Here is a 26,992-nt window from a genome sequence, read left to right as displayed (position 1 = left end):
CTTTATCAAAGTATACTTACCGAAAGCTGTGAATTGTGATCCTTCCCTTTTCCTCTTCCAGCGAAATCTGACCGCCTTCCATCGTATCAAAAATTTCTGCCGAAGCTTCTTTTAATCGATTTATAGTCTCCTGATGAGGGTGTCCATATCGGTTGTTTTCCCCACAGGAAATCAATGCCAGTTCCGGCGAAAGTGCTTTTAAAAATTTTTCTGTCGAGGAATACTTTGAGCCATGATGTCCTACTTTAAGAAAATCTACTTTCCACAACCGCTGCTTTTCTAAGAGCCAATTTTCTTCTGCTTCTCCGGCATCTCCGGTAAATATCCCGGAAATATATTTCGTCTGATAGAGCAATATCATGGATTTTCCATTCTCATCCTCTGCCTGATACTCTCCGTCCGGAAGGAGGCAGCTTATGGTATCCTCGCCACTTCTTATGCAATCTCCTTCTTTCATATATACGATGGGAATGTTTCTCCGCTCTGCCAGTGCACATATGCTCTGATAATTCTTTACATCCGGCTGTTTTCCAGGCAATATAATATTTTCAACAGAATACTCCGTCTCAAGAACTTCTAACAATCCGTTCACATGGTCTTCGTCATAATGGCTTATAAACCAATAATCTATCTTCGTGATTCCATTGCTTTTTAGAAATGGCAAAATCCGATACGTTCCCACCTTAGACACATCAGTGCTTCCGCCATCCAGGAAAAGATTGGTATCTTCCCCCAGTCGTACATAGATGCCATCTCCCTGCCCCACATCAAGAACTGCCATAAGATGATTACTCTTTACCGGACGAAGAACCAGAAGTAACACCACGCTTCCAATCAAAGCAATCGGAAACTTTCTAAGGAGTATATTTGTATTTCTATTCCCATCTCTGTTTCCGCTTTTCTTTGTCCGGTTTTTTATCAGCAAGCAGGTGGCTGCAAGCATCAGATAATAGAATATAATGCGCTGTATCGGCCACTGTCCTACTATCTTCGTAGCTCCCGGGAGCCGGCTGCACCAGCTGACTCCCACATAAATTCCGTCCAGCAATAATTCCAACATCATGATTACCGGTCCCGCAAACAGCCTTCCTACAACAATTTTTCCCATACACATGAGCAATGTTGCAGTTATTCCGTTTATTAAAACTATACTTAACAAAGAAACTATCAACAGATTCAGAAGTAAAGCATAAACCGGCACTTCATAATAATAGTATGCCACCAGTGGAAGTGTTGTAAGTTGAACGGAAAGCGAAACTAAAAAGTTCTGCCGGATTTGCCGTTTCCATTTTTCCCGTATTTTATTTGCCGCCTTATCGCCTGTTTTCCGTTCCTGTGTTTGCTCTTTTTGCTCCCTCGGAAACAACTGTCCAATACATTTTGCCACTACTACCACACCAAGAATTGCAGCTACCGAAAACTGGAGTCCTGCATTTTCAACCAGATACGGGTTTTCCCATAAAAGCACCAGCACTGCCACAGAAAGAGCGGTTCTGCTATCATAGCTTCGCCCGGACAGCTTGGCTGCCATAAGAAGTGCAAACATAATCCATGCCCGGATAGCAGATATTCCCATCCCGGTCATTTTCACATAACAGAGCAAAAATACAACCGCTGCCGTACAGGCACAAAGAGAATTTCCTTTTTTTCTAAGAAGTCCATAGCAGAACAGTCCAATGCAGGAAATATGCATTCCACTGATTACCAGCACATGGCTGGCTCCTGCCTGTTGAAAGACTGTTGAAACTTCCTTTTCCAAAAGTTCTTTATCTCCTAAAAGCATTGTTCCAAGAATCCCAGCATTTCTTTTCGATAAATTATTTATATAATCTTCTTTTAATTTTTCTTTTATCATAAATAATTTCTCTGCCAGTACATCTTCTCTTCCATATTCACCACAAATCCTTTCGGCATCAAAATGATAATCCATATTCAGACTGTGATAATATTGAAATTCATCATAATTACCATCATTGGCAGCGCGATTCAGTTGTCGGATATTTCCTTCTAATACAATGGTTGTTCCAATACGACACGATTGGTCAGATGGTTCTTGCTTCAGTCGAACCAGGACAGAATTGGTTTTATAGGTTTTATCTCCAATCCGTAAGAAAACATGATTAAGATATAATCTTGTCTGATTGTTTTTTCGTTCTTTTTTCTCTATCTTCCCCTGTAAAATTGTCTTTTCATTTTCCGTCTGCCAGCCTCTGGAAGCATCTGTTTCTACAGAAAGGCTGGTCTCCTGCTCTTTTAAAATCGTCTCAATGGTATAGCTTTGCTGCTGCATATACCAGATTCTTGCAATTCCCAGCAGAAAAAATCCTATTCCAAGTACTGCTGTAAACCGGTATACCCTCCGTTTTCTTTGCCGCAGGGCATACAGCAGATACATCTGACACCCTGCCACAAAGCTGATAAGGATAACTTTTATGACCGTCGGAACAGACAGGCAGACAATAATACCACACAGGAACAATATCGTTCCATAGCATAAGGGGCGTTTTATAATTTCGATATAACCCCTCCTAAATATTTTTCTAAGGTGTTTCTTCTTAATATGTTACTTATAAGATACTTCTTCTTAAGACCTTCTCCTAAGGTGTCTCTTCTATTTGTGCTTCTGTAGATACCGTCTCGTTCTCATCTGCACTTACCACATAGTCAAGGTTCCGTTCATAAAGCTGGTCTAATGCAAAACTATCCCGGTAAACACCGCTGGTCTTTCCATTTACAGAAATCTGCACCTTACTGATGGTTGAAATCTCCGATAAAGAGTCTACAATAGAATAAATGACAATTGGCTCCTGTATTTCATAATTCTGATTCAGGAACGCCTCATCTAATGTAACATAGCAGGTTCCATTGGTTGTCGTAACATTGACAAGATTTGTTCCTTCCGGAAGTGGTGCTTTCAAATTCTTATCATCCGGTCCCTTTAAAAGATTCTCCATAATCAGTTTTTCCAAGGAAATGTTACTGCTATACTGTACTTCTTTTTCGCATTCTACCAGTCCGTTCCCATCAGCATTTGCATAATATAAATGTAATGTTGTTGTCTGAATGGAATTAATCTGTTTTCCCGGATTCTCAACAAAGCTTTCTTCTGTCATCAGTCCGATTACATTATCCCGGCTGTCTGCCAACGGTGCATCTCCCACATAAAAAGATACATATTTTACATCCGGAAGCTGTACCAGTGTCTTTACCACTGCTGCCCGGCACAACACCTCATCCGTAGACTGCATTTTGGAATAATTATCATTAAAATAAAGGAACAGCTGATTGCTTTCCAGTGACCAGTCTGTAATTGTAACATCACCAGGAACCGGTTTCTGATACTCCACGCTATCCGTATTGGTGCACAACGCATCTAAAAGAGTGGCTATCATGTCCTCTGTCTTGCCCTCTTTTAAATCATATGGCTGCTCTACCACTTTTGTTTTTTCTTTATTCAGATAATAAATATGATACGCCGGGTCATCCGTCTCCTGTCTGCCACACCCTGTGAACAGCGATACCAGAAGGATAAAACTCAGCCATCCTGCAATTTTCTTCATGCCAGACCTCCTAGGCAATGTAATTCAGCGGAATCCGCACAGTAAAGAGTGTTCCCTCACCCTCTGTACTAAATACCTTAATTGCACCACGGTGCATTAATATTGCATTTCTTGTAATGGCAAGTCCAAGTCCGGTTCCACCTATTTCTCTGGAATGGGACTTGTCTACGCGGTAGAATCTTTCATAAATATGCTCTAAGGAATCCTCCGGAATACCGATGCCGGAATCCTCTACCTTAAGATAGAAATACTGATAATCTGCATTCAGGGACACATGTACCCAACCGTCTTCCTTATTGTATTTGATTGCATTTTCCACCAGATTGGTAATGGCAAGCGTCAGCTTTACCTCATCAATTTCCGCTGTAACAGGCCGGAAGCTTTCCAACACCAGATCTACATGCTGTTTTTCCGCAATCGGTTTTAATCTCTTTAAAATTAAATCCAGCATCTCATTGATGTTAACTGACGTGATATTCAAATCTGATGCAGACTTGTCCATCTTAACCAGCGAGAGCAAATCATTGATAATTTTATTTTCACGTTCAATTTCATTTCCAATGTCTAACATAAATTCACGATACAGTTCTACCGGAACATCTTCCTGTCCATTCAGTGAGTCTGCCAGTACCTTCATAGAAGTAAGCGGTGTTTTCAGCTCATGGGACACATTGGACACAAATTCCTGTCTGGAGTCATCCAGCATCTTCATTCTGCTATAAAGTTTATTAAATTTTTCCGAAATCTGAACTGTTTCAGAATAATCCTTAATCATCAGCTCCCCATCACTGGTTCCATATCCATTCTGAATCTCAGCAATAGAGGATGCCATATTCTTCAACGGGTTTGTCAGACGAACGGATAAAAATACGCTGACTGCAAACAGTAAAACTGCCCCGAAAATCTGAAGCACTAATGCAGCATTTCTCATATATTCCAGATTGGCAAGAATACTATCTGTCGAAACACTGATAAGAAGCACTCCGATAATACTCTTCTCCCCTGACTCTACGTTATCTGTAGTCAGCGGAATAGTCATTTCCACATAATGATTATCCACATCATAATTCATAGAATCCTCACCGCGGAATGACTTTATGACTTCTTCTGAAATAATTGTTTTATCGGTATCCAGATCATAAGTATCTTTTATAATATGAAAAGAAGAATCTATCAGAAGAATTCTTCCATCATAAATACGTGACATCTGCTGCAACTGTGAAGTGATGCTTTCCGACTCCGCTCCATTGATATAATCTGTGGATACCATCTGGTTTGCAAGAATCTTTGCCTGACCAATTACATCTACACTCCGGTTAGAAACTGCATGTTTCTCATAAGCAGTTAAAATCCCGGTCCGGATTAAAATTCCGGTCAAAATACCGATCAGCATAAAAAGACAAATCAGCCGGAATTTCATGCTTTTCAAAAAATTACGAATACCTTTTTTTCTATTCATAAGTCTGTACCTTCATCCTCTGCTTATCGCTGTTATTTCTGATAGAAATAACCTACACCCCATTTCGTATGCACATATTTTGGCTCACTCGGATTCGGTTCAATCTTCTCACGCAGTCTACGCACATGAACATCCACCGTTCTGACATCGCCCGGATATTCATAACCCCATACCAGATTCAGCAGATTCTCACGGCTGTATACCTTATTCGGATTCATAACAAGAAGCTCTAACAAGTCAAATTCCTTGGCTGTCAGATTAATCTCTCTTCCCTGGACAAACAGTCTGCGGCTCTCACAGTCTAATTTTAAATCGCCGCTCTCTATCACTTTGGAATTTTCTTCCTTCGGTTCACTGGCAGCAGTTCTTCGCATAATTGCTTTGATTCTGGCTTTCACCTCAAGAATATTAAACGGCTTGGTGATATAATCATCTGCACCATATTCCAGTCCTAAGATTTTATCCATATCATCGCCTTTTGCTGTCAGCATGACGATTGGCATATTAGAAAACTCCCGGATTGCCTGACACACTTCAAATCCATCCATCTTCGGAAGCATGATATCCAGTAAAATCATATCAAACTTATTCTCCTGTGCCAGACGCAGTGCCTCTTCACCATCATACGCACAGGTTACTTCCATTCCATCCTGTTCCAATGAAAAACGGATTCCTTTCACTATTAATTTTTCGTCGTCCACAACCAGAACTTTTTTTGCCATTTTACACCTCAGTTAACCCTTATATTATCTTTTATTTTTTCAAAAACGCCATTTTTAATTCCGGGAATATTCATTAAATCTTCAATAGTCTGAAATGCGCCATTTTTTTCCCGGTAAGAAATAATTGTCTCAGCTTTTGATTCTCCAATTCCGGAAAGTGTCATAAGCTGTTCCTTTGATGCAGTATTCAGATTAATTCTGCCATCCTCCGGCTCTGCTGCCGAATCAGCACTCCCTGTCTGCTGCAAAAGGTAAGTTTCCTGATCCGGCACCTTTATCATCTGTCCGTCAACAACCGGTTCTGCCTGATTGAGTGCCTCTTTTGCTGCAGTATCCTTTAAGCCTCCTGCCAGTTCTAATACATCGCAGACCCTGGCTCCCTCTGCCACTTCATATACCCCCGGGTGCACTACCTCACCGCAGACATATACATAACAAGAAGCCGGCGGGCATAAGACAGCTTCTGTAACCTCTTCACTCTCCATTTGCGTATCCGGCTCAAAATATACGGTATCTTCTTTTCCACATGCCGTATATATAATCCCACAATATAAAGCCAGAGCTAATAACCCGACTTTTTTCATCCGTATCACTCCCTTACATAAATTCTGTTATGTAAGAAAGTCCCCTAATGCTTACTGTTTTCTATTTTAACGAAAATTTGCCCTTTATACAAGTAGTATTTTCAAATTATTCCTGTGGCAGGCTTCCACCATTCCACAATGCCTTCATCTGCCTTGTAAATTCTGACCAGAACTCACCTGCATTTGCAGCATCCGGTACCAGCTGGCTGTTCTGATACTGCATAAAAGCTGCCTGTTCTGCTTCATCCCGGCTGGCACCTTCATCTGTAGAAATATGACCAGTCATTGCATGCAGGGTATCCACTTCTTCTTTTTCTATAAAAGCAGCAAAATCAGCCGCCATATCTTTTTCCCCCGAAAATTCATTTACCAAAAGGATCCCCGTTCTGGCAACCCCCTGCATCGGTGTGGTATCGTCTAACATCGGCAGCCCGCAAACGCCATAATTTTCTGCTGTCATCTTATTTAAATCATCAGAATCAATGATTGCACACAAAGATGCCCCCTGATTAAAATTCTCCACCACCTGATTTCTGTCAATTTCATCCGTATCAATTCCCACGGTTTCTGAAAGGTTTTTAAAGAAAGTTAATTCATCATTATATTTTTCTCCATATGTCGTCAAAAGGGTATAGTCCGTCTCATTCCATTCCACTTCAGTCCCCACAAATGGATAATCATAAAATCCATCTGCCACATTCCATTCCAGCAGATTTCCTACACCTTCTCCTAAAAGGTTATTCTGTCCATAGTCTAAAATTTCCGAAATACTCTCCGGTGCTTCCGGGAAATTCTCTTTCTGATATACCATCACCAGTGTATCAAAAAACAATGGGTATTCTTCTTCCGTTGCAACACCATATAAATACGCCTTATCTTTTGCATCATTCCAGGCAAGATACAAATCCGGATAGTCTTCTTCCGTCATCGTTGCATCATAAATCTGTTCAAGATAAGATTCCTCATCTACATAACGGATCCCCACTGCGATACCGGTTTTGGCATAATAATCCACTGCACACTGTTCAAAATAATTCCTGCAGTCTGCATCGCTGTACCAAAAGGATAGCTCCTTTTGTGCTGCTTCATATGCTTCTTTTGTTTCCTGCTCAGATGTTATCTGCTCTTTTCTGTCTGTTTTTAACTCTGTTTTCCCTGTTTCTTTGCTGCTGTAAAAAGCAGCCGCTGACAGCAGGATAACTCCCACTGCCAGCGTTGTTGTTTCTATGATTTCCTTTGTTTTCTTTTTCATATACCCTGCCTACATACAATCCAGTACGTTTTTCAGTTTCGTTATCATTTCATCCACATGCTCTTTTTCAATCACAAGTGGCGGCACCATACGGATTACATCTGCGCCGGCTGTTATAATAATTAAACCTTCTTTTAATGCTTCTGCTGCGATGGTTCCAACTGGTTTTGTGCTTACAAGCCCCTGCATCAGTCCCATACCACGGCGGGCTGTAATAAAATCATATTCTTCTACCAGCTTATCCAGTTCGCTTTCCAGATAAACTGCGATTTCTTTTACATGGTCTGTAAGCTTTAATTCTTCAAATAAGTCCATCACCTTACTGACCGCTGCTCCGACAAACGGATTACCTCCATATGTGGTTCCATGGTCACCCGGTGCCAAGGATTTCTCTGCCACACGTTCTGTCATGGCAAATGCTCCTACCGGCACTCCACAGCCCAATGCCTTGGCACTGGTCATAATATCCGGTTTGATTCCATAATGCTGCCATGCAAACATTTCTCCGGTTCTTCCCATTCCACACTGGATTTCATCTAAAATAAGAAGAATATCTTTCTCTTTGCAGAGTGCTGAAATCTCTTTCATAAAGGATTCCTCTGCCGGATAAATTCCACCCTCTCCCTGCACGGTTTCAAAAATAATGGCACATGTTTTTTCTGTTACCTGAGCTTTTACACTTTCAATATCATTAAAATCTGCAAATTTCACACCACCGCAGAGTGGCTCAAACGGTTCTCTGTAATGGGCATTTCCGGTTACGGATAATGCACCCAGGGTTCTTCCATGGAAGGAATGGTTCATGGCTATAATCTCATGGTCTGCATGACCATCTCTGGTATAGGCATATTTTTTTGCTGCCTTAATTGCTCCCTCAATGGCTTCTGCTCCACTGTTGGTGAAGAAAACCCTGTCCATTTTGGAAACTTTTAAGAATTTTTCTGCAGCTTCCATAATCGGGACATTATAATAAAGATTTGAAGTATGTGTAATTTTATCAATCTGGTCTTTTAATGCCTGCTTATACGCTTCATTGCTGTATCCCAACGCTTCTACTGCAATACCTGCCGCAAAATCAAGATACTTCTTTCCATCGGTATCATAAAGATATACGCCCTCACCATGATCTAATACCAGCGGGAAACGATTATAAGTATGTAATAATGCTTTATCTTCACAATCCATATATTCCTGTTTATTCATGATAAAACTTTTCCTCCGCATCTCCTAAAATTGCTGTTCCGATTCCTCGGTTTGTAAAGATTTCCAGTAACAGACAATGTGCAATTCTACCATCTAAGATATGTACTCTGGATACACCATTTTCAATGGCATCAATACAGTTATTTAATTTTGGAAGCATTCCGCCACCAATATAACCATCTTTAATCAGCTTGTGTGCATCTGAAATCTTAAGTTCGGAAATCAGTGTAGATTTATCATCCGGATCTTTGTATACACCTTCAATATCTGTAAGGAATGCAAGTTTTTCTGCCTGTACGGCACGGGCAATTGCACACGCTGCATCGTCTGCATTGATATTGTAAGTATCATAATTATCATCAAGACCTACCGGGCAGATAATCGGCAGGAAATCTTTTTCGAGAAGATCATATAAAATCTTTGGATTTACTTCCTTAACTTCACCCACATACCCGATATCCTGTCCATTGGATAATTTCTTATTTACCTTCAGCAGTCCACCATCTTTACCGCTGATACCTACTGCGTTCACGCCAAGCTTTTCTACCATCTGAACCAGTGATTTATTGACTTTTCCAAGAACCATCTCTGCAATTTCCATGGTAGGTGCATCGGTTTTACGAAGTCCATTGATAAATTCCGGCTCCATTCCGGCTTTTGCAACCCATTTGCTGATTTCTTTACCGCCACCATGAACAATAATCGGTTTGAAACCAACCAGTTTTAAAAGAGTTACATCCTGGATAACGCTCTGCTTTAACTCTTCATCTACCATTGCACTTCCGCCGTATTTTACTACGATAATTTTGCGGTTGAAACGCTGGATATATGGCAATGCCTCAATTAATACCTCAGCTTTTTTCAATATTTCCTGCATACTGTTTTCTTCCATCTGTCCAATCCTCTTTCCTTTTCTTAAAAAATCTTTTTTCGTATATTTTTTTCAATCAAATCTTTTTTAAGAACGATAATCCGCATTTATTTTAATATAATCATAGGTCAAATCACAGCCCCATGCTGTTGCACAGGCTTCACCCATCTTCATATCTGCAATGGCAGTTACTTCATTTTCAGATAAAATCTTAGTTGCCTCTTCCTCGGAATAATCTACGGCAACACCATCTTTGATAATCATCAGCTTGCCGGCTGCACTTTCAAAATAAAGGTCAACCTGCTCCGGATCAAATTCCACGCCGGAATAGCCCAATGCACAGAGGATTCGTCCCCAGTTAGCATCATGTCCAAAGATTGCAGCCTTGGTAAGGCTTGATGTTACTACGGATTTGCTTAAGATAACCGCATCTTCTTTGGATGCCGCATGCACTACTTTTACTTCAAATAAAGCAGTTGCGCCTTCGCCATCTCCTGCCATCATCTTAGCCAGTGCTTCATTGACATAATAAAGTGCTTCACAAAATGTTTCGTAATCTTCATTCTTCTCTTTGATTTTTTCATTGCCTGCAAGGCCATTTGCCAGTACCAGGCAGGTGTCGTTGGTGGAAGTATCTCCATCTACGGAAATCATGTTATAAGTATCTGTTACGGTACTGCTCAGTGCTTCCTGCAACATTTCTTTTGAAATTGCAGCATCTGTTGTGATAAAGCTTAACATGGTACACATATTCGGATGAATCATGCCAGAGCCTTTACACATTCCACCGATGGTAATCTTCTTACCGGAAAGCTCTACCTCCACTGCAGCCTCTTTCTCATGGGTATCTGTTGTCATAATAGCAAGTGCCGCATTATGCCCACTAGTTAAATCACCACTTAATTTTTTACTCATCTGTTCCACGCCGGCACATATACGGTCAATCGGAAGCTGTTTTCCAATTACTCCTGTGGATGCCACAAGAACTGCATCCTCCGGAATATCCATTAACTCTGAAGTTTTCTTTGCGGTATCTTTGCAATATCCTAATCCTTCTGTTCCGGTACATGCATTGGCAATTCCGGCATTTACTACAACTGCCTGTGCAAATGCACTGTTCTTTACAATGTCCTTATCCCATTTTACCGGTGCTGCCTTTACGACATTCGTGGTAAATGTTCCGGCAACTGCACATGGCTCTGTGGAATAAATCATTGCCATATCTGTTCTGTCTTTATACTTAATACCTGCTGCTGTGGATGCAGCCTGAAAACCTTCTGCTGCGGTAACGCCGCCTTCTACTTTTTTCATAATATGCCTCCTGTCCTGCTTTCCTCTGTCTTTTATCTTAAGCTGTCTGCTTTCCAAATTTATTTATGGATTAAATACAGTTACATTTTCCGGATTCAAATCAAATTCATAATAATTCATATCCTTCCGGAATGTCCAGCCCATATTCTTCCAGAATCCATTGCCCAGCTCATTACTGGTAAATGCCACCAGATTTACTTTGTTGATGCCTTCTTTTTTCAATGCTTCCATTGCCATCATTGCCATTGCTTTTCCAATACCATGTTTCCGGTAATCCTCATGGACGCATACATGATAAAAGCATCCTCTTCTTCCATCCTGTCCGCAAAGAATAGCTCCTACGATTTTTCCATCCATACATGCCACGATACTGGTGTCCGGATTTCTTCGGATAAAACGTTTCACATTTTCTTCCGAATCATCAATGCTCCGGATGCCAAATCCGTGAATGCTCATCCAGAGTGCATGGACTTCATTAAAATCGTCTTCTTTCATTGTTCTTAATATATATGTAGCTTCTGCCATATTCTCTCCTGCTTACGGGAACATCGGTACCAGTTCGAGACCTTCCGATTCCTTTAATCCAAATAATAAATTCATATTCTGAACCGCCTGACCGGCTGCTCCTTTTACCAGATTATCCAGCGCACCCATCATAATCACTCTTCCGGTACGCTCATCTACTACAAAGTTCACATCTACATAGTTGCTTCCTTCTACCCATTTGGTTTCCGGGCACACACCATCCTCTAATACCCTGACGAATTTCTCGTTCTTATAATATTTTTCATAAGCTGCACGAATCTCTTCTTTGGTTGGATAACTTCCGTCTGCTTTCTTTACCAGTGATGCGTACTCTGTTGCTAAGATACCACGGTTCATCGGAACAAGATGTGGTGTAAAGCTGATGGTAATCTCTTTTCCGGCTGCATAACCTAACTGTTCTTCAATTTCCGGTGTGTGTCTGTGGGTTGCCACGCCATATGCTTTCATATTTTCATTTACTTCACAGAACAGATTATTGACCTTTGCTCCACGTCCTGCACCGGAAGTACCGCTCTTTGCATCCACAATCAATGTATTGGCATCAATCAGTCCCTCTTTTACCAACGGATATGCGGTTAAAATAGAACAGGTGGTATAGCATCCCGGGTTGGCTACCAGTCTTGCATTTTTCACCTTTTCACGATTGATTTCGCAAAGTCCGTAAACGGCTTCTTCAATAAACTGTGGACTCTTATGCTCAATTTTATACCATTTTTCATAAGTAGCCACATCTTTAATACGGTAATCTGCGCTCAAATCAATTACCTTTGTCTCGGATAAAATCTTCTCATTCAATACAGAGCCAAGGAAACCCTGCGGTGTTGCTGTAAAGATAACATCCACCTGCTTTGCCAGCTCTTCTATATTATCATCGAGGCAGGTATCCTCTACGATTTCAAACATATTACGGTAAACATCTGCATACTTCTTATCTATATAACTTCTGGAGCCATACCACTTAATCTCTACGGAAGGATGTCCCATAAGAATCCTTACCAGTTCTGCTCCTGCATATCCGGTTGCTCCGATAATTCCTGCTTTAATCATTTTTACATCTTCTTTCTTCTTAAGATTATGGCACACACGAAATTTGCATGCCATTTACAGTGCATAATTATACATTCGTTTTATACATTATGCAAGTATTATTTTCTGTTTTCACGCTTTTTCAGTTAATTTGTGATTCTATAAGTCTTCTTTTATTATTATATTATCCGTTTTTTATACATAAATATGTACCCTTTGTATATAATTATGCATTTTTATAAGTATATTATGTATATTTTTTCGCTTGCGTATTTAATTTTTTTGTTGTATATTAGTCCTAGTTAAAAAACATCTGAAGAAAGGATACCTATTATTATGAAAGAAAAAGTTGTTTTAGCGTACTCTGGTGGACTTGATACAACCGCTATCATCCCATGGTTAAAAGAAAATTATGATTATGAAGTAATCTGCTGCTGTGTTGACTGCGGACAGGGTGAAGAGCTGGACGGTCTTGATGAAAGAGCAAAATTATCCGGTGCAACCAAATTATATATTGAAGATATTACAGATGAATTCTGTGATGACTATATTGTTCCATGTGTTCAGGCAGATGCCGTATATGAGAACAAATATCTCTTAGGAACTTCTATGGCTCGTCCTGGTATTGCCAAGAAATTAGTTGAAATTGCACGAAAAGAAAATGCTGTTGCTATCTGCCACGGTGCAACCGGTAAGGGAAATGACCAGATTCGTTTCGAGCTTTCTATCAAAGCACTTGCTCCTGATATTAAAATTATTGCTCCTTGGCGTGATGACAAATGGAAAATGGATTCCCGTGAATCCGAAATTGAATACTGCAAAGCACATGGCATTCATCTTCCATTCTCTACTGACCAGAGCTACAGCCGTGACCGTAACTTATGGCACATCAGCCACGAAGGTCTTGAGTTAGAGGATCCTGCAAATGAGCCAAACTATGACCACCTTTTAGTTCTTGGTGTTTCTCCGGAAAAAGCTCCGGATGAGGGCGAATATGTAACCATGACCTTTGAAAAAGGTGTTCCTACTGCTGTTAATGGAAAGAAAATGAAAGTTTCCGATATCATCCGTGAATTAAACCGTTTAGGCGGCAAACATGGAATTGGTATCATCGATATCGTAGAAAACCGTGTTGTTGGTATGAAATCCCGTGGTGTATATGAAACTCCTGGCGGAACTATCCTGATGGAAGCACATCGTCAGTTAGAGGAACTCGTATTAGACCGTGCTACTATGGATGTTAAAAAAGATATGGGCAATCGTATGGCTCAGATTGTTTACGAAGGAAAATGGTTCACACCTTTACGTGAAGCAGTTCAGGCATTCGTTGAGTCTACCCAGGAATATGTAACCGGTGAAGTGAAATTCAAGCTCTACAAAGGAAACATCATCAAAGCCGGAACAACTTCTCCATACTCTCTCTACAGTGAGTCACTGGCAAGCTTTACAACCGGAGACCTTTATGATCACCATGATGCAGATGGATTCATCACGCTGTTTGGTCTTCCATTAAAAGTTCGTGCTATGAAAATGCAGGAATTAGAAAAAAATAACCAGAAATAGTATTTTCTAACATAACACAAAAGAGAAAGGCATTACATTCGACAGCCGCCGATATGTAATGTCTTTTTTATTTATCCAGAATCTCTCTTAATACAGCAAGACCCTGTTCCATTTCATCTTCTGTCAGATTACCATATCCAAGCACCAGTGTCGGAACTTTCTTTTCCTTTGGCTTTTGAATCACATATTCACCCAGTCCATGAATTTCAATATGCTGCTCTCTCGCCTGCTCTACCACCTCTTCTTCCTTCCACTTCACTTCCAGTTCTACCAATACATGCAAGCCGGCATTATCACCGTAAATGCGGCAGACCCAGTCTTCCTGCTTTAAAAGACGCATAAAAGTATCGTGCTTATTCTTATAGTTATTACGCATACGGTTCAGATGCCGTTCAAAATGCCCTTCTTCCATAAAATGGCACAATACTTCCTGACTGTTCCGCGGCACCGTACAGGCATAGAAACCACAGGAACTGTGGTACCGCTCCATCAGGGAATGGGGCAGTACCATAAAACTGATTCGAAGAGATGGGGCAATACTTTTTGAAAAAGTTCCTATATAAATCACATGTTCTCCGGTATCATTTCCCCACAAAGCCGGAATCGGCTTTCCTTTATAACGGAACTCACTATCGTGGTCATCTTCTATGATATAACGTTCTTCTCCTTCAGACGCCCACTGTAAAAGTTCCAGCCTTCTTCGCAGCGGCATGACATTTCCCAACGGGAACTGATGGGATGGCATGACATAAACCATATCCGGATTTTCTTTCCGGATAGCCTCCATACAAATTCCATCTTCATCAATTTCTTCTGCCAGCACCCGATATCCCATATTACAGAAAGTATAATATGCCTGCAAATAAGTATAATTCTCCATTGCCACTTTCTTATCCCGCCCCATAATCTGAGCTAACAATAACAGAAGATACTCATTACCGGCACCAAGAAGAATCTGTTTTTCATCGCAGACTACCCCTCTCGCCTGATAGAGATAGCGGCTGATTGCCGTTCTAAGATTCAGTTCTCCCTTCGGATTTCCCGAAAGCAATAAATCCGGGTTATCCTCCGGCACTACACTCTTATGCATCCGATACCATATTCCATAGGGAAAATGCTTCCGGTCAATCTCATATGGAGAAAAACTGATTTCATACTGCTTTTTCTGCCGCTCCATGAGTCTTCCCTCTTCTGGCTTTTCCTGTCCACGGCTCAGCTGATATAGCATGCTGATATCGCATACAAAATAGCCTGCACAGGGTTTTGGTTCAATATACCCCTCTGCTGTAAGCTGTTCATATGCCAGTTCCACGGTACTCCTGCTGATTTGCAGATTTTTGGCCATAAAACGAGTAGACGGTAATTTTTCCCCCGGGGAAATCTTACCGTCTGCTATATCCTTACGAATATATTCGTAAATCTGCTCATAAAGTGCGCGTGGAGAATCCGGCTGTAAATCAATCCATAATTCCTTCATCCCGTTATCCACCTATCGGTTTTTCTTAAGCTCTTTTAAAATAATTTCTTTTAATTCCAAGGATTTATCCTTAATCTTACGATTTGCACTTGCGGAACTCAAAACACGGCTTAAGCATTTTGATGTTACATCATACCGCTTATAATGGAATGCCATATTTGCAAGAAGATAATCCATAGTACTCTGATCCATTCCACAAATCGGGAACATCTCTGTACTTACTGCCTTCATCATGCCATCATAGGCCTCTTTATAGAAAGATTCCTCTTCCTGTCTGCAGGCTGCTGCCTCTTCTTTTTTACCGGCAGTCTCTAATTCCTCTGCTTTGGTGCGAAGCAACCATGCAAGAATCAGACAGTTATATGCTTTTTCACTGGTTCTCGCTTTCTTTACCATCGAATTAAACAGGGATAACTTATGCATTTCAATTGCCTTATCATAATCCCATGTTGCATCGTCAGATGGTGCCTGCGGATGAAAATTCCGGCTAATCTGTTCCTTAATCAATTTAATCTGACCCATGGTAATATGTTCAAAATAACGATTCAGTGAAGTATATCCGCAATTCGGGCAGGATGCCACATCATATTTCAAAGAATCCACATACTGCTGTCTCGGTCTCAAATCTGCATCCGGCTCCAATCGCTTCACCTTACCGACTTTTACCATTTTCGTCTTAAATTCTTTATCACATACCGGGCAGCGCACGGTCTTATCTAAAAGGAAATCCTCTTCCTTTGGCTGTACTACGGCTGTTTCTACTTTTTCTTTTGTTTTCTTTTCTGCTGCTTTCTCATCGGCATAAAGGTCTGTACTGTCAGTTGCCTTTATTCCGAATTTTTCCAATCCAGAAAATAAATTCATATCTATTCCTCCGCTCTACTGCTGAGCTGGCAGTTTATAAGAACTCTTTAGTGAAACGATGCGGTTAAATACCAGTGCATCTTCTTTTGAATCTTTCGCGTCTACACAGAAATATCCCTGTCGTACAAACTGGAAGCTGTCATATCCTTTTGCATCTGCAAGACCTGGCTCTACATAGCACTCTTTTAATACGGTAAGAGAATTCGGATTTAAGTTCAGGCTTCCGTCTTCGTTATATACGCCCAACTCTTCGTCCACAATATTCTCGTATAATCTTACTTCTGCTTTCACTGCGGTTGGTGCTGCTACCCAGTGAATGGTTCCTTTTACCTTTCTTCCATCCGGGCTGTTTCCGCCTCTGGATTCCGGGTCATAGGTACAGTGAATCTCTGTCACTTTTCCGTTCTCGTCTTTTACAAAGCTGTTGCATTTCACAAAATACGCATGCATCAGACGCACTTCGTTACCCGGGAACATACGGAAATATTTTCTCGGCGGTTCTTCCATGAAATCTTCTCTGTCAATGTAAAGTTCTCTTGCAAACGGAACCTTACGGCTGCCTAGAGCTTCATTTTCCATATTATTGACCACATCAAAGTATTCTATCTGATCTTCCGGATAATTGTCAATAATAACCTTAATTGGATCTAATACTGCCATCACGCGGGAACGTTTTAATTTCAAATCCTCACGGATACAATATTCTAACATTGCATAATCTACCGAACTGTTTGCCTTGGAAACGCCGCACAGCTCTACAAACATTTTAATAGACTCCGGTGTAAAGCCTCTTCTTCTCAAAGCGGCAATGGATACCAGACGCGGGTCATCCCATCCATCTACAATATGCTCCTCTACCAGCTTCTTAATGTAACGCTTACCGGTTACCACATTGGTAAGATATAATTTTGCAAACTCAATCTGCTTTGGTGGATTCTCATACTCTAACTCACGGACAACCCAGTCATATAAAGGTCTGTGGTCTTCGAATTCCAGCGTACAGATAGAATGTGTAATTCCTTCAATGGCATCCTCGATTGGATGTGCAAAATCATACATCGGATAAATGCACCATTTATCCCCTGTATTCTGATGAGTCATATGTGCCACACGGTAAATAACCGGGTCACGCATATTCATATTTGGAGAAGCCATATCAATTCTGGCACGCAATACCTTCTCACCGTCTGCATACCTGCCATCTTTCATTGCTTCAAACAGTTCTAAGTTCTCTTCTACACTTCTACCGGCTGACGGATCTTCTTTTCCCGGCTCCTTTAAGGTTCCGCGGTACTCGCGCATCTCTTCTGCGCTTAAGTCAGAAACATATGCTTTCCCTTTCTTAATCAGTTTTACAGCTGCTTCATACATCTGGTCAAAATAATTGGATGCGAAAAACAATCTGTCGCCCCAATCCGCACCCAGCCATTTAATATCCTCTTTGATTGACTCTACGAATTCGCTTCGCTCTTTGGTCGGATTGGTATCGTCAAAACGCATATTAAATAAGCCGTTATACTCCTGTGCAAGTCCATAATTTAAAAGAATAGATTTGGCATGTCCGATATGCAAATAGCCATTTGGCTCCGGTGGAAATCTGGTATGCACCGTTTTACAATGTCCTTCTGCTAAATCTTTGTCAATAATCTGCTCAATAAAATTCTTGGAGACAGCTTCGTTTTCCATTTTGTCTTCCTCCTGGGTTCGTTTCTTCACTAATATATCTATTATAAAGTCAAACGCCCGCTAAATCAATAACGATTTTTGGAGTTCCGTCAAAATGTTGTCCGGTCGCGTTTTCCTTTTCTAGCTGTGCTTAATATGCTGATGGGTAAACAGGTGATCCTGACAATATTCGTAATTGCCATCGCACTTGGAGCAGAAACGGAATTCCAGGTTTGGATCATCCAGCTCAGTTCTTCCACAGACTGCACATTTATGCTTTGTCACCATGCTGCCTCTCCTCGGCTCCCGCATCTGAGCCTTAAATACCTGCTTCCGGTGAATTTCCTTCGGGGATACCCTTCTGTAATTTCTGGTAGACAGGAAGAAAATCAGGAAGTTTAAAATAGACATAATGATAGCAATTCTTCCGCCCCAGCTGGTTAAAATCAGATTAATTGCAATCAGTACTGCATATACCACTGCCATCCACTTCATTTTTACCGGAATAATAAAGAACAGTAAAATCTGCATTTCCGGATACATGACCGCAAAGGCAAGGAATATGGTCAGATTGATATAATTCGTAGTGAAAGTAAGGCTTGAAATCAATGAAATTGTTTCTAAGCTTCCTGTTCCGGCTGCTGCATATATTCCATATAAAATAAACGCTCCGATTACGGTAAATAACATTCCGCCGAAAATATAAACATTAAAACGGAACGTGCCCCAGCTCCGTTCCAGTGCAGAACCAAGCTGATAATAAAGAAGCGCCATAATCAGCAGTGAGAATACTCTGGTGTCTGTCGGCATCAGAATCCAGGTAATCAGTCTCCATACCTGTCCATGCAGAATATGATAAGGGCTTAAGGTCAGCATCAACATAAAGTTCGGATTTACCGTATAAATCACAAATCCGATGCAATATGCTGCAATCAGATAAATCATCAGATTCGGGATGGCGTATTTTCCAATTTTACGCTCCATTTTATTCAAAAAATTCATATTACACCTCATATTTCATAAATTAGTTTATTGCAATCTATCTACTATTATAGAAGTATCCCCAAAGATTTGTCAACGACACTGGGATTTCTTCATAAAAATTTCAGATTCCCCACTATTTCTAAACAATCCATAAATTCTTTTATTAGGAATTGTTTTTTGAAAAATACTGTCGTATAATGGATTTTGTTTTGGAATTTATGAAACACATTATTAATATGAAGTAACAGACTAATACAGGGTGATTATTATGGAAAACAAAAATCTTAACAAACTGGGAATAGACATCGGTTCCACAACCGTTAAAATTGCTGTTCTTGGAAAAAATAACGAGCTGCTGTTTGCAGACTACGAAAGACATTTTGCCAATATCCGTGAAACCTTAACGGATTTATTAAAAAAGGCATTTGATAAGCTTGGGAATTTAAAGCTGGCACCGATGATTACCGGTTCCGGCGGACTTACCCTTGCCAAACATCTTGGCATTCCGTTTGTGCAGGAGGTTATTTCCGTATCTACTGCCTTACAGGACTATGCGCCACAGACTGACGTTGCCATTGAGCTTGGTGGTGAGGATGCCAAAATTATTTATTTTGAAGGTGGTAATGTGGAGCAGCGTATGAATGGTATCTGTGCCGGTGGTACCGGTTCCTTTATTGACCAGATGGCATCTTTGATCCAGACAGATGCATCCGGTCTGAATGAGTATGCCAAAAATTATGATGCCATCTATCCGATTGCTGCACGATGCGGTGTATTTGCAAAAACCGATATCCAGCCATTGATTAATGAAGGTGCTACCAGAGAGGACTTATCTGCTTCTATTTTCCAGGCAGTCGTAAACCAGACCATCAGTGGTCTTGCCTGTGGAAAACCAATCCGTGGTCACGTTGCTTTCTTAGGTGGACCACTGCACTTCCTTTCTGAATTAAAGGAAGCTTTCATCCGCACCTTAAAACTGGATGATGAACACATTATTGCACCGGAAAATTCCCATCTGTTTGCAGCCATTGGTTCTGCATTAAATTATAAAGAAGATGTCACTTACGATTTATCCGATATTTTAGACAAATTGTCTTCTGATATTAAAATGGAATTTGAAGTAGCCCGTATGGAGCCTCTTTTTGCAACCCAGGCTGACTATGACGCCTTTACTGCCCGTCATAACGGACACAATGTAAAGACAGCGGATCTTTCTACTTACAAAGGAAACTGCTACCTTGGAATCGATGCCGGTTCCACCACAACCAAAATTGCGCTGGCAGGAGAAGACGGTTCTCTTCTCTACTCTTTCTATAGCAGCAACAACGGAAGTCCTTTGGCTACTGCCATCAAATCCATCAAAGAAATCTATTCCTTATTACCAGCGGATGCACATATTGTACACTCCTGCTCCACCGGTTATGGAGAGGCTTTATTAAAAGCTGCCCTTATGCTGGATGACGGTGAGGTAGAAACCGTTGCCCACTACTATGCAGCGGCTTTCTTTGACCCGGATGTAGACTGTATCTTAGACATCGGTGGTCAGGATATGAAATGCATCAAGATTAAGAACCAGACCGTTGACAGTGTTCAGTTAAATGAAGCCTGCTCTTCCGGATGCGGTTCCTTTATCGAGACTTTTGCGAAATCATTAAATTACAGTGTGCAGGATTTTGCCAAAGAAGCTTTATTTGCTGAAAATCCGATTGACCTTGGAACCCGTTGTACCGTATTTATGAATTCCAAGGTAAAACAGGCTCAGAAGGAAGGTGCAAGCGTTGCTGATATTTCCGCCGGTCTTGCTTATTCCGTTATCAAGAATGCTCTTTTCAAGGTTATCAAGCTTTCCGATGCAAAGGATTTAGGTGAGCATATCGTAGTTCAGGGTGGAACCTTCTACAATGATGCGGTACTCCGGAGCTTTGAAAAAATTTCCGGCTGTGAAGCGGTAAGACCTGATATTGCAGGAATCATGGGTGCTTTTGGTGCTGCTTTAATTGCAAGGGAGCGTCATGAGGAAGGTTACCAGACTTCCATGCTTTCCATTGATGAAATCAATGCACTGACCTTTGATACCAAGCTGACCCGCTGTCAGGGATGTACCAACCACTGTCTTTTAACCATCAACCGTTTCTCCGGCAACCGTTCCTACATTACCGGTAACCGTTGTGAACGTGGACTTGGCAAAGAAAAGAATAAAGAAAATATTCCAAACCTTTTTGAATATAAGAATGAACGGCTTTTTGCTTATCCTCCACTGAAGAAAGAAGAAGCCACCCGCGGAACCGTAGGACTTCCGAGAGTATTAAATATGTATGAGAATTACCCATTCTGGGCAACCTTCTTTGCAGCTTTAAAATTTGAAGTAGTACTCTCTCCACAGTCAACCAGAAAGATTTACGAGCTTGGTATTGATTCCATTCCAAGCGAGTCCGAATGTTATCCGGCCAAGCTTGCCCACGGTCATGTATCCTGGCTGATTCAGCATCAGGTAGATTTCATTTTCTACCCATGTATTCCTTATGAAAGAAATGAATTCCCGGATTCTAACAATCACTACAACTGCCCGATTGTTACATCCTATGCCGAAAATATCAAGAATAATGTAGATGAAATTACTTCAGGTCAGGTTCGTTTCTTAAATCCTTTTATGGCATTTACCAACCTTGACGTTCTGACCGAGCAGTTAGTACATACCTTTACCGAAGAGTTCTCCATTCCGGCAGAAGAAATCAAAGCTGCCGCGAAAACTGCATGGCAGGAGCTTTCCAATGCCAGAGAGGATATCAAGCACAAAGGAGAAGAAACTTTAGCATATTTAAAAGAGACTGGAAAACGTGGTATTGTACTTGCCGGCCGTCCATATCATGTGGATCCGGAAATCAACCATGGTATTCCGGAACTGATTAATTCCTATGGTCTAGCTGTACTTACAGAGGATTCCGTAGCACATCTCCATGAAGTAGAGCGTCCGCTTATTGTTATGGACCAGTGGATGTATCACTCCAGACTGTATGCTGCAGCAAACTTTGTAAAGACACAGGATAACCTTGATTTAATCCAGTTGAATTCCTTCGGTTGTGGATTAGATGCCGTTACAACAGACTGCGTCAATGACATTCTAAGCAAATCCGGCAAGATTTATACCTGCCTGAAAATTGATGAAGTAAATAACTTAGGTGCCGCAAGAATCCGTATCCGTTCTCTTCTTGCTGCTATCCGTGTCAAAGAAAAACGTCAGGAAAAACGTACCATCGTTCCCGCTAACTTTAACCGCGTAGTATTTACCGAAGAGATGCGTGACAGTTACACAATTCTCTGTCCGCAGATGTCACCGATTCATTTCGAACTCTTAGAGCCTGCTTTCCAGGCTGCCGGATATCATCTGGTTGTACTTGACAATGATAACCGTGACTCTGTAGATGTAGGATTAAAATATGTAAATAATGATGCCTGCTACCCTTCCCTTATGGTTGTCGGTCAGATTATGAGTGCTGTTATGTCCGGAAAATATGATATGACAAAGACTGCTATTTTAATCTCCCAGACCGGTGGTGGATGTCGTGCCAGCAACTATATCGGTTTCATCCGCCGTGCCTTGGAAAAAGCCGGTTATAAAAACGTTCCGGTTATTTCCATCAACTTAAGCGGCTTAGAGAAGAACCCAGGCTTTAAATTTACACCACAGCTTATCCAGCACGGTCTTTATGCCCTGGAGTTTGGCGATATTTTCATGCGCTGTCTCTACCGCACCAGACCTTATGAGGAAGTACCTGGTTCTGCCAATGCACTTCATGAGAAATGGAAGGAACGTGTCATTGCATTTATTTCCAGGAAGGGCTTTGTCTCCCACCGGAAATACAAAAAGATGTGCCGTGAAATCATCCGTGACTTCGACCGTCTTCCGATGAAAGACATTAAGAAACCTAAGGTTGGTGTCGTTGGTGAGATTCTGGTTAAATTCCTTCCAGCCGCAAATAATTATCTGGTAGACTTACTGGAGTCCGAAGGTGCTGAGGCTGTTGTTCCTGACCTTACCGACTTCCTGCTCTACTGCTTCTATAACCAGAACTTTAAAGCAGAACACCTTGGCATGAGCAGGAAATCCGCAAGAGTCTCAAACCTCGGTATCAGATTTTTCGAATGGCTCCGTTCCGCTGCCCGTGACGAATTTGAAAAGAGTGAACACTTTGATCCACCTGCCCACATTGAAACACTGGCAAAATATGCTTCTGAGATTGTATCACAGGGTAACCAGACCGGTGAAGGCTGGTTCTTAACCGGTGAAATGTTAGAGCTGATTCATACCGGAACCAATAATATCGTATGTACACAACCATTTGCCTGTCTGCCAAACCATGTGGTTGGTAAAGGTGTTATCAAGAAGCTGCGTCACCAGTACCCTCTTTCTAACATCGTGGCTATCGACTATGACCCGGGTGCCAGTGAGGTTAACCAGTTGAACCGTATCAAACTGATGCTCTCTACTGCCAACAAGAACCTTGCAAAGGATTGATTCTTTTATGCAAACAATGACGATTATTGTACCCTGCTATAATGAAGAAGAAGCACTTCCGTATTTTTACGAAGAGATTTCAAAAATCAGACAACAGCTTACAGAGATTTCTCTTAAGCTGCTGTTTATCAATGATGGCTCAACGGACAATACCCTTGCCATTCTAAAAAAACTTGCTTCTTCCGATAACAGTGTATATTATATTTCCTTTTCCCGTAATTTTGGAAAAGAAGCGGCTATTTATGCCGGTCTGAAAAATTCGACCAGTGATTATACTGCCATTATGGATGCAGATTTACAGGATCCGCCTTCCCTGCTTCCTTCGATGCTTCACGCCATCCGGGAAGAAGGCTATGATTCGGTTGCCACACGACGGGTAAACCGCAAAGGAGAACCGCCTGTCCGCTCTTTCTTTGCCCGGATGTTCTATAAGCTTATCCGCAAAATGTCCGATACAGATATCGTAGATGGTGCCAGAGATTTCCGGTTGATGAACCGTCCTTTTGTGGATGCGTTGTTAGAATTAAATGAATACAACCGCTTTTCCAAGGGGTTATTTGGCTGGGTCGGTTTCCGTACCAAATGGATTGAATTTGAAAATACAGAGCGGATTGCCGGAGAAACCAAATGGTCTTTCTTCCAGCTGGTCCGCTACTCCTTAGACGGAATGATATCCTTCTCTACAGCTCCGTTAAAGCTTGCATCCTTTACCGGAATGTTTATGTGTATCATTTCCTTCCTTGCGATTATCTTTATTATTGTAAGGCAGCTTTTATTCGGCGGCTCCGCTTTCGGCTGGCCGTCCATGGCATGTATCGTTATCTTTATCGGAGGTATCCAGCTTCTGTGCATCGGAATCTTAGGTTCCTACCTTTCCCGCACTTATATGGAGGTTAAAAAACGGCCAATTTATGTCTGCCAGGAAAGCAATTTAAGCCCAGATAAAGCTGTTAAATCTGAATGAAAAAATGATTAAACGGAAAGTTTATAAACTTTTAAGAAATCCGCAGCGTCCCATAAATACTGGTGTTGCGGATTTTTGTTAGCACTCTTTTCTAAAGAGTGCTAATTTTCTATTGACTTTTAAATTTGCAAAGTATAATATTTCTATTAGGATTTGTAGTCTGACACTACAAAATAGAACAAGAAATTATATAGAGAAAGAAAAGGAGTGTTTTAAATGAGTAATAAACATGGAAATTTATCAATTAGCAGCGATAACATTTTTCCGATTATAAAGAAATGGATGTATTCCGATCATGACATTTTCTATCGTGAACTGATTTCCAATGGCTGTGATGCCATTACCAAATTAAAGAAGCTGGAAATGATGGGCGAATATACCCTTCCAGCCGATTATAAGCCTGAAATCCACGTTATTGTCAACCCAGACGATAAAACCCTTACCTTCATCGATAACGGTCTTGGAATGACCGCTGATGAAGTAGAAGAATATATCAACCAGATTGCATTCTCCGGTGCTACCGATTTTCTGGAGAAATACAAAGATAAAGCCAACGAAGACCAGATTATCGGTCATTTCGGACTGGGCTTCTATTCCGCTTTCATGGTTGCAGATGAGGTTCACATTGATACCCTTTCTTATAAAGATGGTGCTACTGCTGTTCACTGGGAATGCGATGGCGGTACAGAATTTGATATGAAAGACAGTGACCGTACCGAAGTCGGCACCAAAATTACTCTATTCTTAAATGAAGATGCTTTGGAATTTGCCAACGAATATCGTGCAAGAGAAGTCATTGAGAAGTACTGCTCTTTCATGCCGGTACCAATCTATCTGACCAAGGCAAATGCAGAGCCACAGTATGAGACCATCCAACCGGAAGATAAATTAGATACCGATACTGTCATTGAAACAATCGTTGAAGAAGCAAAGACAGAAGAAAAAGAAAATGAAAATGGCAAAAAAGAAGTCGTAGAAGTATCTCCAAGAACCGAAAAGCTTAAGATTTTAAAACGTCCGGTTCCATTGAATGATACGAACCCACTGTGGACTAAGACTCCGAGCGAATGTACCGACGAAGAATACAAAACTTTCTACCGGAAAGTATTTATGGATTATAAAGAGCCTTTATTCTGGATTCACCTGAATATGGACTATCCATTTAACTTAAAAGGTATTCTGTACTTCCCGAAGATTAATACGGAATACGATTCCATCGAAGGAACTATTAAATTATATAATAATCAGGTATTTATCGCAGATAACATTAAGGAAGTGATTCCGGAATTCTTAATGCTCTTAAAGGGCGTGATTGACTGTCCTGACCTTCCGCTTAATGTTTCCCGTAGTGCTCTGCAGAACGATGGCTTTGTAAAGAAGATTTCCGATTACATCAGCAAAAAAGTTGCAGATAAATTAATCGGTATGTGCAAGACCGAAAAAGAAAGCTACGAAAAATACTGGGATGACATCAGCCCATTTATCAAATTCGGCTGCTTAAAAGATACCAAGTTCTGTGACAAGATGAATGATTACATTCTCTTTAAGAACTTAGATGATAAGTACCTTACTCTTCCGGAGCTTCTGAAAGAAGACGAAAAAGCAGATGAAAATACGGAAGGTAGTACCGAAGATACCGCTTCTGACAATGCTTCTGATGCTGATAAGACCGCTGATACTGCTTCTAACTCAGAAGAAAAGGATGAAAGAAAACCGATTTACTATGTTACCGATCCGGTTCAGCAGGGACAGTATATCAAGATGTTCAAGGAACAGGGCATGGATGCAGTTATCTTAAATCACAATATCGATACCTCCTTCATCAGCCAGTTAGAGCAGCGTAATGAGAAATTCAAATTCATGCGAATCGATGCAGACCTTACCGATTCCCTGAAAGAGGAAAATGCTGAGGATGCCAAAGAGGCAGAAGAAACCCTGTCCAAAGTATTCAAGGATACCTTAAAGAATGATAAGCTTACGATTAAAGCTGCCAAACTGAAAAATGCCGACATTGCTTCTGTTATTACTCTCTCCGAGGAAGGCAGACGTATGCAGGATATGATGAAAATGTATGCCATGAATGGCATGGGCGGTATGGATACTTCCATGTTTGCGGCAGACCAGACACTGACCTTAAATACCAGTCATCCTCTGGTCCAGTACATCTTAAATCACAAAGATTCCGAGCATGTACCAATGTTCTGTCAGCAGCTTTACGATTTAGCTGTTTTAAGCAACCAGCCATTATCCGTAGATGCTATGACAAAATTCATCCAGCGTAGCAACGATATCATGATGTTGCTGGCAAAATAAAAGTTCAAGAAGAACTACCCAAAAGGGGCTGTAAAATAAGTCCCTAATTAAGAAACGCCAACTCCGGCAAATGTCGGTTTTGGCGTTTCTTTGTATGAATTTTTCTATTTTT

The 26,992-nt window shown here is 41.0% G+C and carries 19 protein-coding genes; 4 read left to right on the top strand and 15 right to left on the bottom strand.

Going from position 1 to position 26,992, the window contains the following annotated elements; all coding sequences use genetic code 11:
- Nucleotides 1–16: 16 nt before the first annotated feature.
- The 11 genes from OCV43_RS03355 to argC all read right to left on the bottom strand — a co-directional run bounded on the left by OCV43_RS03355 (nucleotide 17) and on the right by argC (nucleotide 12,555).
- Nucleotides 17–2,410, bottom strand: a complete 2,394-nt coding sequence (locus tag OCV43_RS03355; protein ID WP_262623470.1) for a DNA internalization-related competence protein ComEC/Rec2 — start codon at nucleotides 2,408–2,410, stop codon at nucleotides 17–19.
- 187 nt (nucleotides 2,411–2,597) lie between these two features.
- A complete protein-coding gene (locus OCV43_RS03350; protein ID WP_022243095.1) occupies nucleotides 2,598–3,560 on the bottom strand; it encodes a GerMN domain-containing protein in 963 nt (320 codons plus the stop codon).
- Between the two features lie 10 nt (nucleotides 3,561–3,570).
- Nucleotides 3,571–5,019 (bottom strand): sensor histidine kinase, encoded by a 1,449-nt coding sequence (locus OCV43_RS03345; RefSeq protein WP_022243096.1) that lies wholly within the window; start codon nucleotides 5,017–5,019, stop codon nucleotides 3,571–3,573.
- Nucleotides 5,020–5,051: 32 nt separating this feature from the next.
- Entirely contained in the window at nucleotides 5,052–5,741 is a 690-nt protein-coding gene (locus OCV43_RS03340; RefSeq protein WP_118056793.1) for a response regulator transcription factor, read from the bottom strand.
- Between the two features lie 8 nt (nucleotides 5,742–5,749).
- Nucleotides 5,750–6,325 (bottom strand): ComEA family DNA-binding protein, encoded by a 576-nt coding sequence (locus OCV43_RS03335; RefSeq protein ID WP_262623419.1) that lies wholly within the window; start codon nucleotides 6,323–6,325, stop codon nucleotides 5,750–5,752.
- Between the two features lie 106 nt (nucleotides 6,326–6,431).
- Entirely contained in the window at nucleotides 6,432–7,577 is a 1,146-nt protein-coding gene (locus tag OCV43_RS03330; RefSeq protein ID WP_262623418.1) for a type 2 periplasmic-binding domain-containing protein, read from the bottom strand.
- 9 nt (nucleotides 7,578–7,586) lie between these two features.
- Nucleotides 7,587–8,780, bottom strand: coding sequence for an aspartate aminotransferase family protein (locus OCV43_RS03325; RefSeq protein ID WP_262623417.1), 1,194 nt, complete (start codon nucleotides 8,778–8,780; stop codon nucleotides 7,587–7,589).
- Nucleotides 8,773–9,672, bottom strand: a complete 900-nt coding sequence (gene argB, locus OCV43_RS03320) for an acetylglutamate kinase (RefSeq protein ID WP_262623416.1) — start codon at nucleotides 9,670–9,672, stop codon at nucleotides 8,773–8,775. Before argB ends, OCV43_RS03325 begins: the two co-directional genes overlap by 8 nt.
- A 66-nt stretch (nucleotides 9,673–9,738) precedes the next feature.
- Nucleotides 9,739–10,962 carry a bifunctional glutamate N-acetyltransferase/amino-acid acetyltransferase ArgJ gene (gene argJ, locus OCV43_RS03315; protein ID WP_262623415.1) on the bottom strand — a complete coding sequence of 408 codons (1,224 nt, stop codon included), beginning with the start codon at nucleotides 10,960–10,962 and terminating at the stop codon, nucleotides 9,739–9,741.
- Between the two features lie 63 nt (nucleotides 10,963–11,025).
- Entirely contained in the window at nucleotides 11,026–11,487 is a 462-nt protein-coding gene (locus OCV43_RS03310; RefSeq protein ID WP_117696967.1) for a GNAT family N-acetyltransferase, read from the bottom strand.
- 12 nt (nucleotides 11,488–11,499) lie between these two features.
- The gene (argC, locus tag OCV43_RS03305) at nucleotides 11,500–12,555 is read right to left on the bottom strand and encodes an N-acetyl-gamma-glutamyl-phosphate reductase (protein ID WP_262623414.1); all 1,056 of its coding nucleotides are present in this window, start codon (nucleotides 12,553–12,555) and stop codon (nucleotides 11,500–11,502) included.
- A gap of 315 nt (nucleotides 12,556–12,870) precedes the next feature.
- Between argC and OCV43_RS03300 the strand changes: the two genes are divergently transcribed.
- The gene (locus tag OCV43_RS03300; RefSeq protein WP_022243105.1) at nucleotides 12,871–14,097 is read left to right on the top strand and encodes an argininosuccinate synthase; all 1,227 of its coding nucleotides are present in this window, start codon (nucleotides 12,871–12,873) and stop codon (nucleotides 14,095–14,097) included.
- Between the two features lie 67 nt (nucleotides 14,098–14,164).
- On the opposite strand, the gene pdxR is transcribed toward OCV43_RS03300, so the two are convergent.
- The 4 genes from pdxR to OCV43_RS03280 all read right to left on the bottom strand — a co-directional run bounded on the left by pdxR (nucleotide 14,165) and on the right by OCV43_RS03280 (nucleotide 19,105).
- Complete coding sequence (gene pdxR, locus OCV43_RS03295) at nucleotides 14,165–15,574, bottom strand: MocR-like pyridoxine biosynthesis transcription factor PdxR (RefSeq protein ID WP_262623413.1); 1,410 nt, start codon at nucleotides 15,572–15,574, stop codon at nucleotides 14,165–14,167.
- Between the two features lie 12 nt (nucleotides 15,575–15,586).
- On the bottom strand, nucleotides 15,587–16,438 hold the full coding sequence (locus OCV43_RS03290; protein WP_262623412.1) for a DUF2225 domain-containing protein: 852 nt from the start codon (nucleotides 16,436–16,438) through the stop codon (nucleotides 15,587–15,589).
- Between the two features lie 15 nt (nucleotides 16,439–16,453).
- The gene (locus OCV43_RS03285; RefSeq protein WP_022243108.1) at nucleotides 16,454–18,124 is read right to left on the bottom strand and encodes a glutamine--tRNA ligase/YqeY domain fusion protein; all 1,671 of its coding nucleotides are present in this window, start codon (nucleotides 18,122–18,124) and stop codon (nucleotides 16,454–16,456) included.
- A 120-nt stretch (nucleotides 18,125–18,244) separates the two neighbouring features.
- On the bottom strand, nucleotides 18,245–19,105 hold the full coding sequence (locus OCV43_RS03280) for a cation-translocating P-type ATPase (protein WP_022243109.1): 861 nt from the start codon (nucleotides 19,103–19,105) through the stop codon (nucleotides 18,245–18,247).
- 250 nt (nucleotides 19,106–19,355) lie between these two features.
- On the opposite strand from OCV43_RS03280, the gene OCV43_RS03275 reads away from it, so the two are divergent.
- From OCV43_RS03275 to htpG, 3 genes are all read left to right on the top strand, one after another.
- On the top strand, nucleotides 19,356–23,603 hold the full coding sequence (locus OCV43_RS03275; RefSeq protein ID WP_227709417.1) for a 2-hydroxyacyl-CoA dehydratase: 4,248 nt from the start codon (nucleotides 19,356–19,358) through the stop codon (nucleotides 23,601–23,603).
- Nucleotides 23,604–23,610: 7 nt separating this feature from the next.
- The gene (locus tag OCV43_RS03270) at nucleotides 23,611–24,567 is read left to right on the top strand and encodes a glycosyltransferase family 2 protein (protein ID WP_262623411.1); all 957 of its coding nucleotides are present in this window, start codon (nucleotides 23,611–23,613) and stop codon (nucleotides 24,565–24,567) included.
- A 216-nt stretch (nucleotides 24,568–24,783) separates the two neighbouring features.
- Nucleotides 24,784–26,880 (top strand): molecular chaperone HtpG, encoded by a 2,097-nt coding sequence (gene htpG / locus OCV43_RS03265; RefSeq protein ID WP_262623410.1) that lies wholly within the window; start codon nucleotides 24,784–24,786, stop codon nucleotides 26,878–26,880.
- The last annotated feature ends 112 nt before the right edge of the window (nucleotides 26,881–26,992 follow it).

Source organism: Roseburia amylophila, from assembly GCF_025567465.1.
GTDB classification, from domain to species: Bacteria; Bacillota; Clostridia; order Lachnospirales; family Lachnospiraceae; genus Roseburia_C; species Roseburia_C amylophila.
This window is presented reverse-complemented; position numbering and strand designations above follow the sequence as displayed.

What these genes read in the sequence shown, in the direction of transcription:
- OCV43_RS03270 (WP_262623411.1), top strand. Translation starts at nt 23,611, where the DNA reads ATGCAAACAATGACGATTATTGTACCCTGCTATAATGAAGAAGAAGCA.
- OCV43_RS03345 (WP_022243096.1), bottom strand. Translation starts at nt 5,019, where the DNA reads ATGAATAGAAAAAAAGGTATTCGTAATTTTTTGAAAAGCATGAAATTC.
- OCV43_RS03280 (WP_022243109.1), bottom strand. Translation starts at nt 19,105, where the DNA reads ATGAATTTTTTGAATAAAATGGAGCGTAAAATTGGAAAATACGCCATC.
- htpG (WP_262623410.1), top strand. Translation starts at nt 24,784, where the DNA reads ATGAGTAATAAACATGGAAATTTATCAATTAGCAGCGATAACATTTTT.
- OCV43_RS03335 (WP_262623419.1), bottom strand. Translation starts at nt 6,325, where the DNA reads ATGAAAAAAGTCGGGTTATTAGCTCTGGCTTTATATTGTGGGATTATA.
- OCV43_RS03290 (WP_262623412.1), bottom strand. Translation starts at nt 16,438, where the DNA reads ATGAATTTATTTTCTGGATTGGAAAAATTCGGAATAAAGGCAACTGAC.
- OCV43_RS03310 (WP_117696967.1), bottom strand. Translation starts at nt 11,487, where the DNA reads ATGGCAGAAGCTACATATATATTAAGAACAATGAAAGAAGACGATTTT.
- argB (WP_262623416.1), bottom strand. Translation starts at nt 9,672, where the DNA reads ATGGAAGAAAACAGTATGCAGGAAATATTGAAAAAAGCTGAGGTATTA.
- OCV43_RS03325 (WP_262623417.1), bottom strand. Translation starts at nt 8,780, where the DNA reads ATGAATAAACAGGAATATATGGATTGTGAAGATAAAGCATTATTACAT.
- OCV43_RS03300 (WP_022243105.1), top strand. Translation starts at nt 12,871, where the DNA reads ATGAAAGAAAAAGTTGTTTTAGCGTACTCTGGTGGACTTGATACAACC.
- OCV43_RS03285 (WP_022243108.1), bottom strand. Translation starts at nt 18,124, where the DNA reads ATGGAAAACGAAGCTGTCTCCAAGAATTTTATTGAGCAGATTATTGAC.
- argC (WP_262623414.1), bottom strand. Translation starts at nt 12,555, where the DNA reads ATGATTAAAGCAGGAATTATCGGAGCAACCGGATATGCAGGAGCAGAA.
- argJ (WP_262623415.1), bottom strand. Translation starts at nt 10,962, where the DNA reads ATGAAAAAAGTAGAAGGCGGCGTTACCGCAGCAGAAGGTTTTCAGGCT.
- OCV43_RS03350 (WP_022243095.1), bottom strand. Translation starts at nt 3,560, where the DNA reads ATGAAGAAAATTGCAGGATGGCTGAGTTTTATCCTTCTGGTATCGCTG.
- pdxR (WP_262623413.1), bottom strand. Translation starts at nt 15,574, where the DNA reads ATGAAGGAATTATGGATTGATTTACAGCCGGATTCTCCACGCGCACTT.
- OCV43_RS03340 (WP_118056793.1), bottom strand. Translation starts at nt 5,741, where the DNA reads ATGGCAAAAAAAGTTCTGGTTGTGGACGACGAAAAATTAATAGTGAAA.
- OCV43_RS03330 (WP_262623418.1), bottom strand. Translation starts at nt 7,577, where the DNA reads ATGAAAAAGAAAACAAAGGAAATCATAGAAACAACAACGCTGGCAGTG.
- OCV43_RS03275 (WP_227709417.1), top strand. Translation starts at nt 19,356, where the DNA reads ATGGAAAACAAAAATCTTAACAAACTGGGAATAGACATCGGTTCCACA.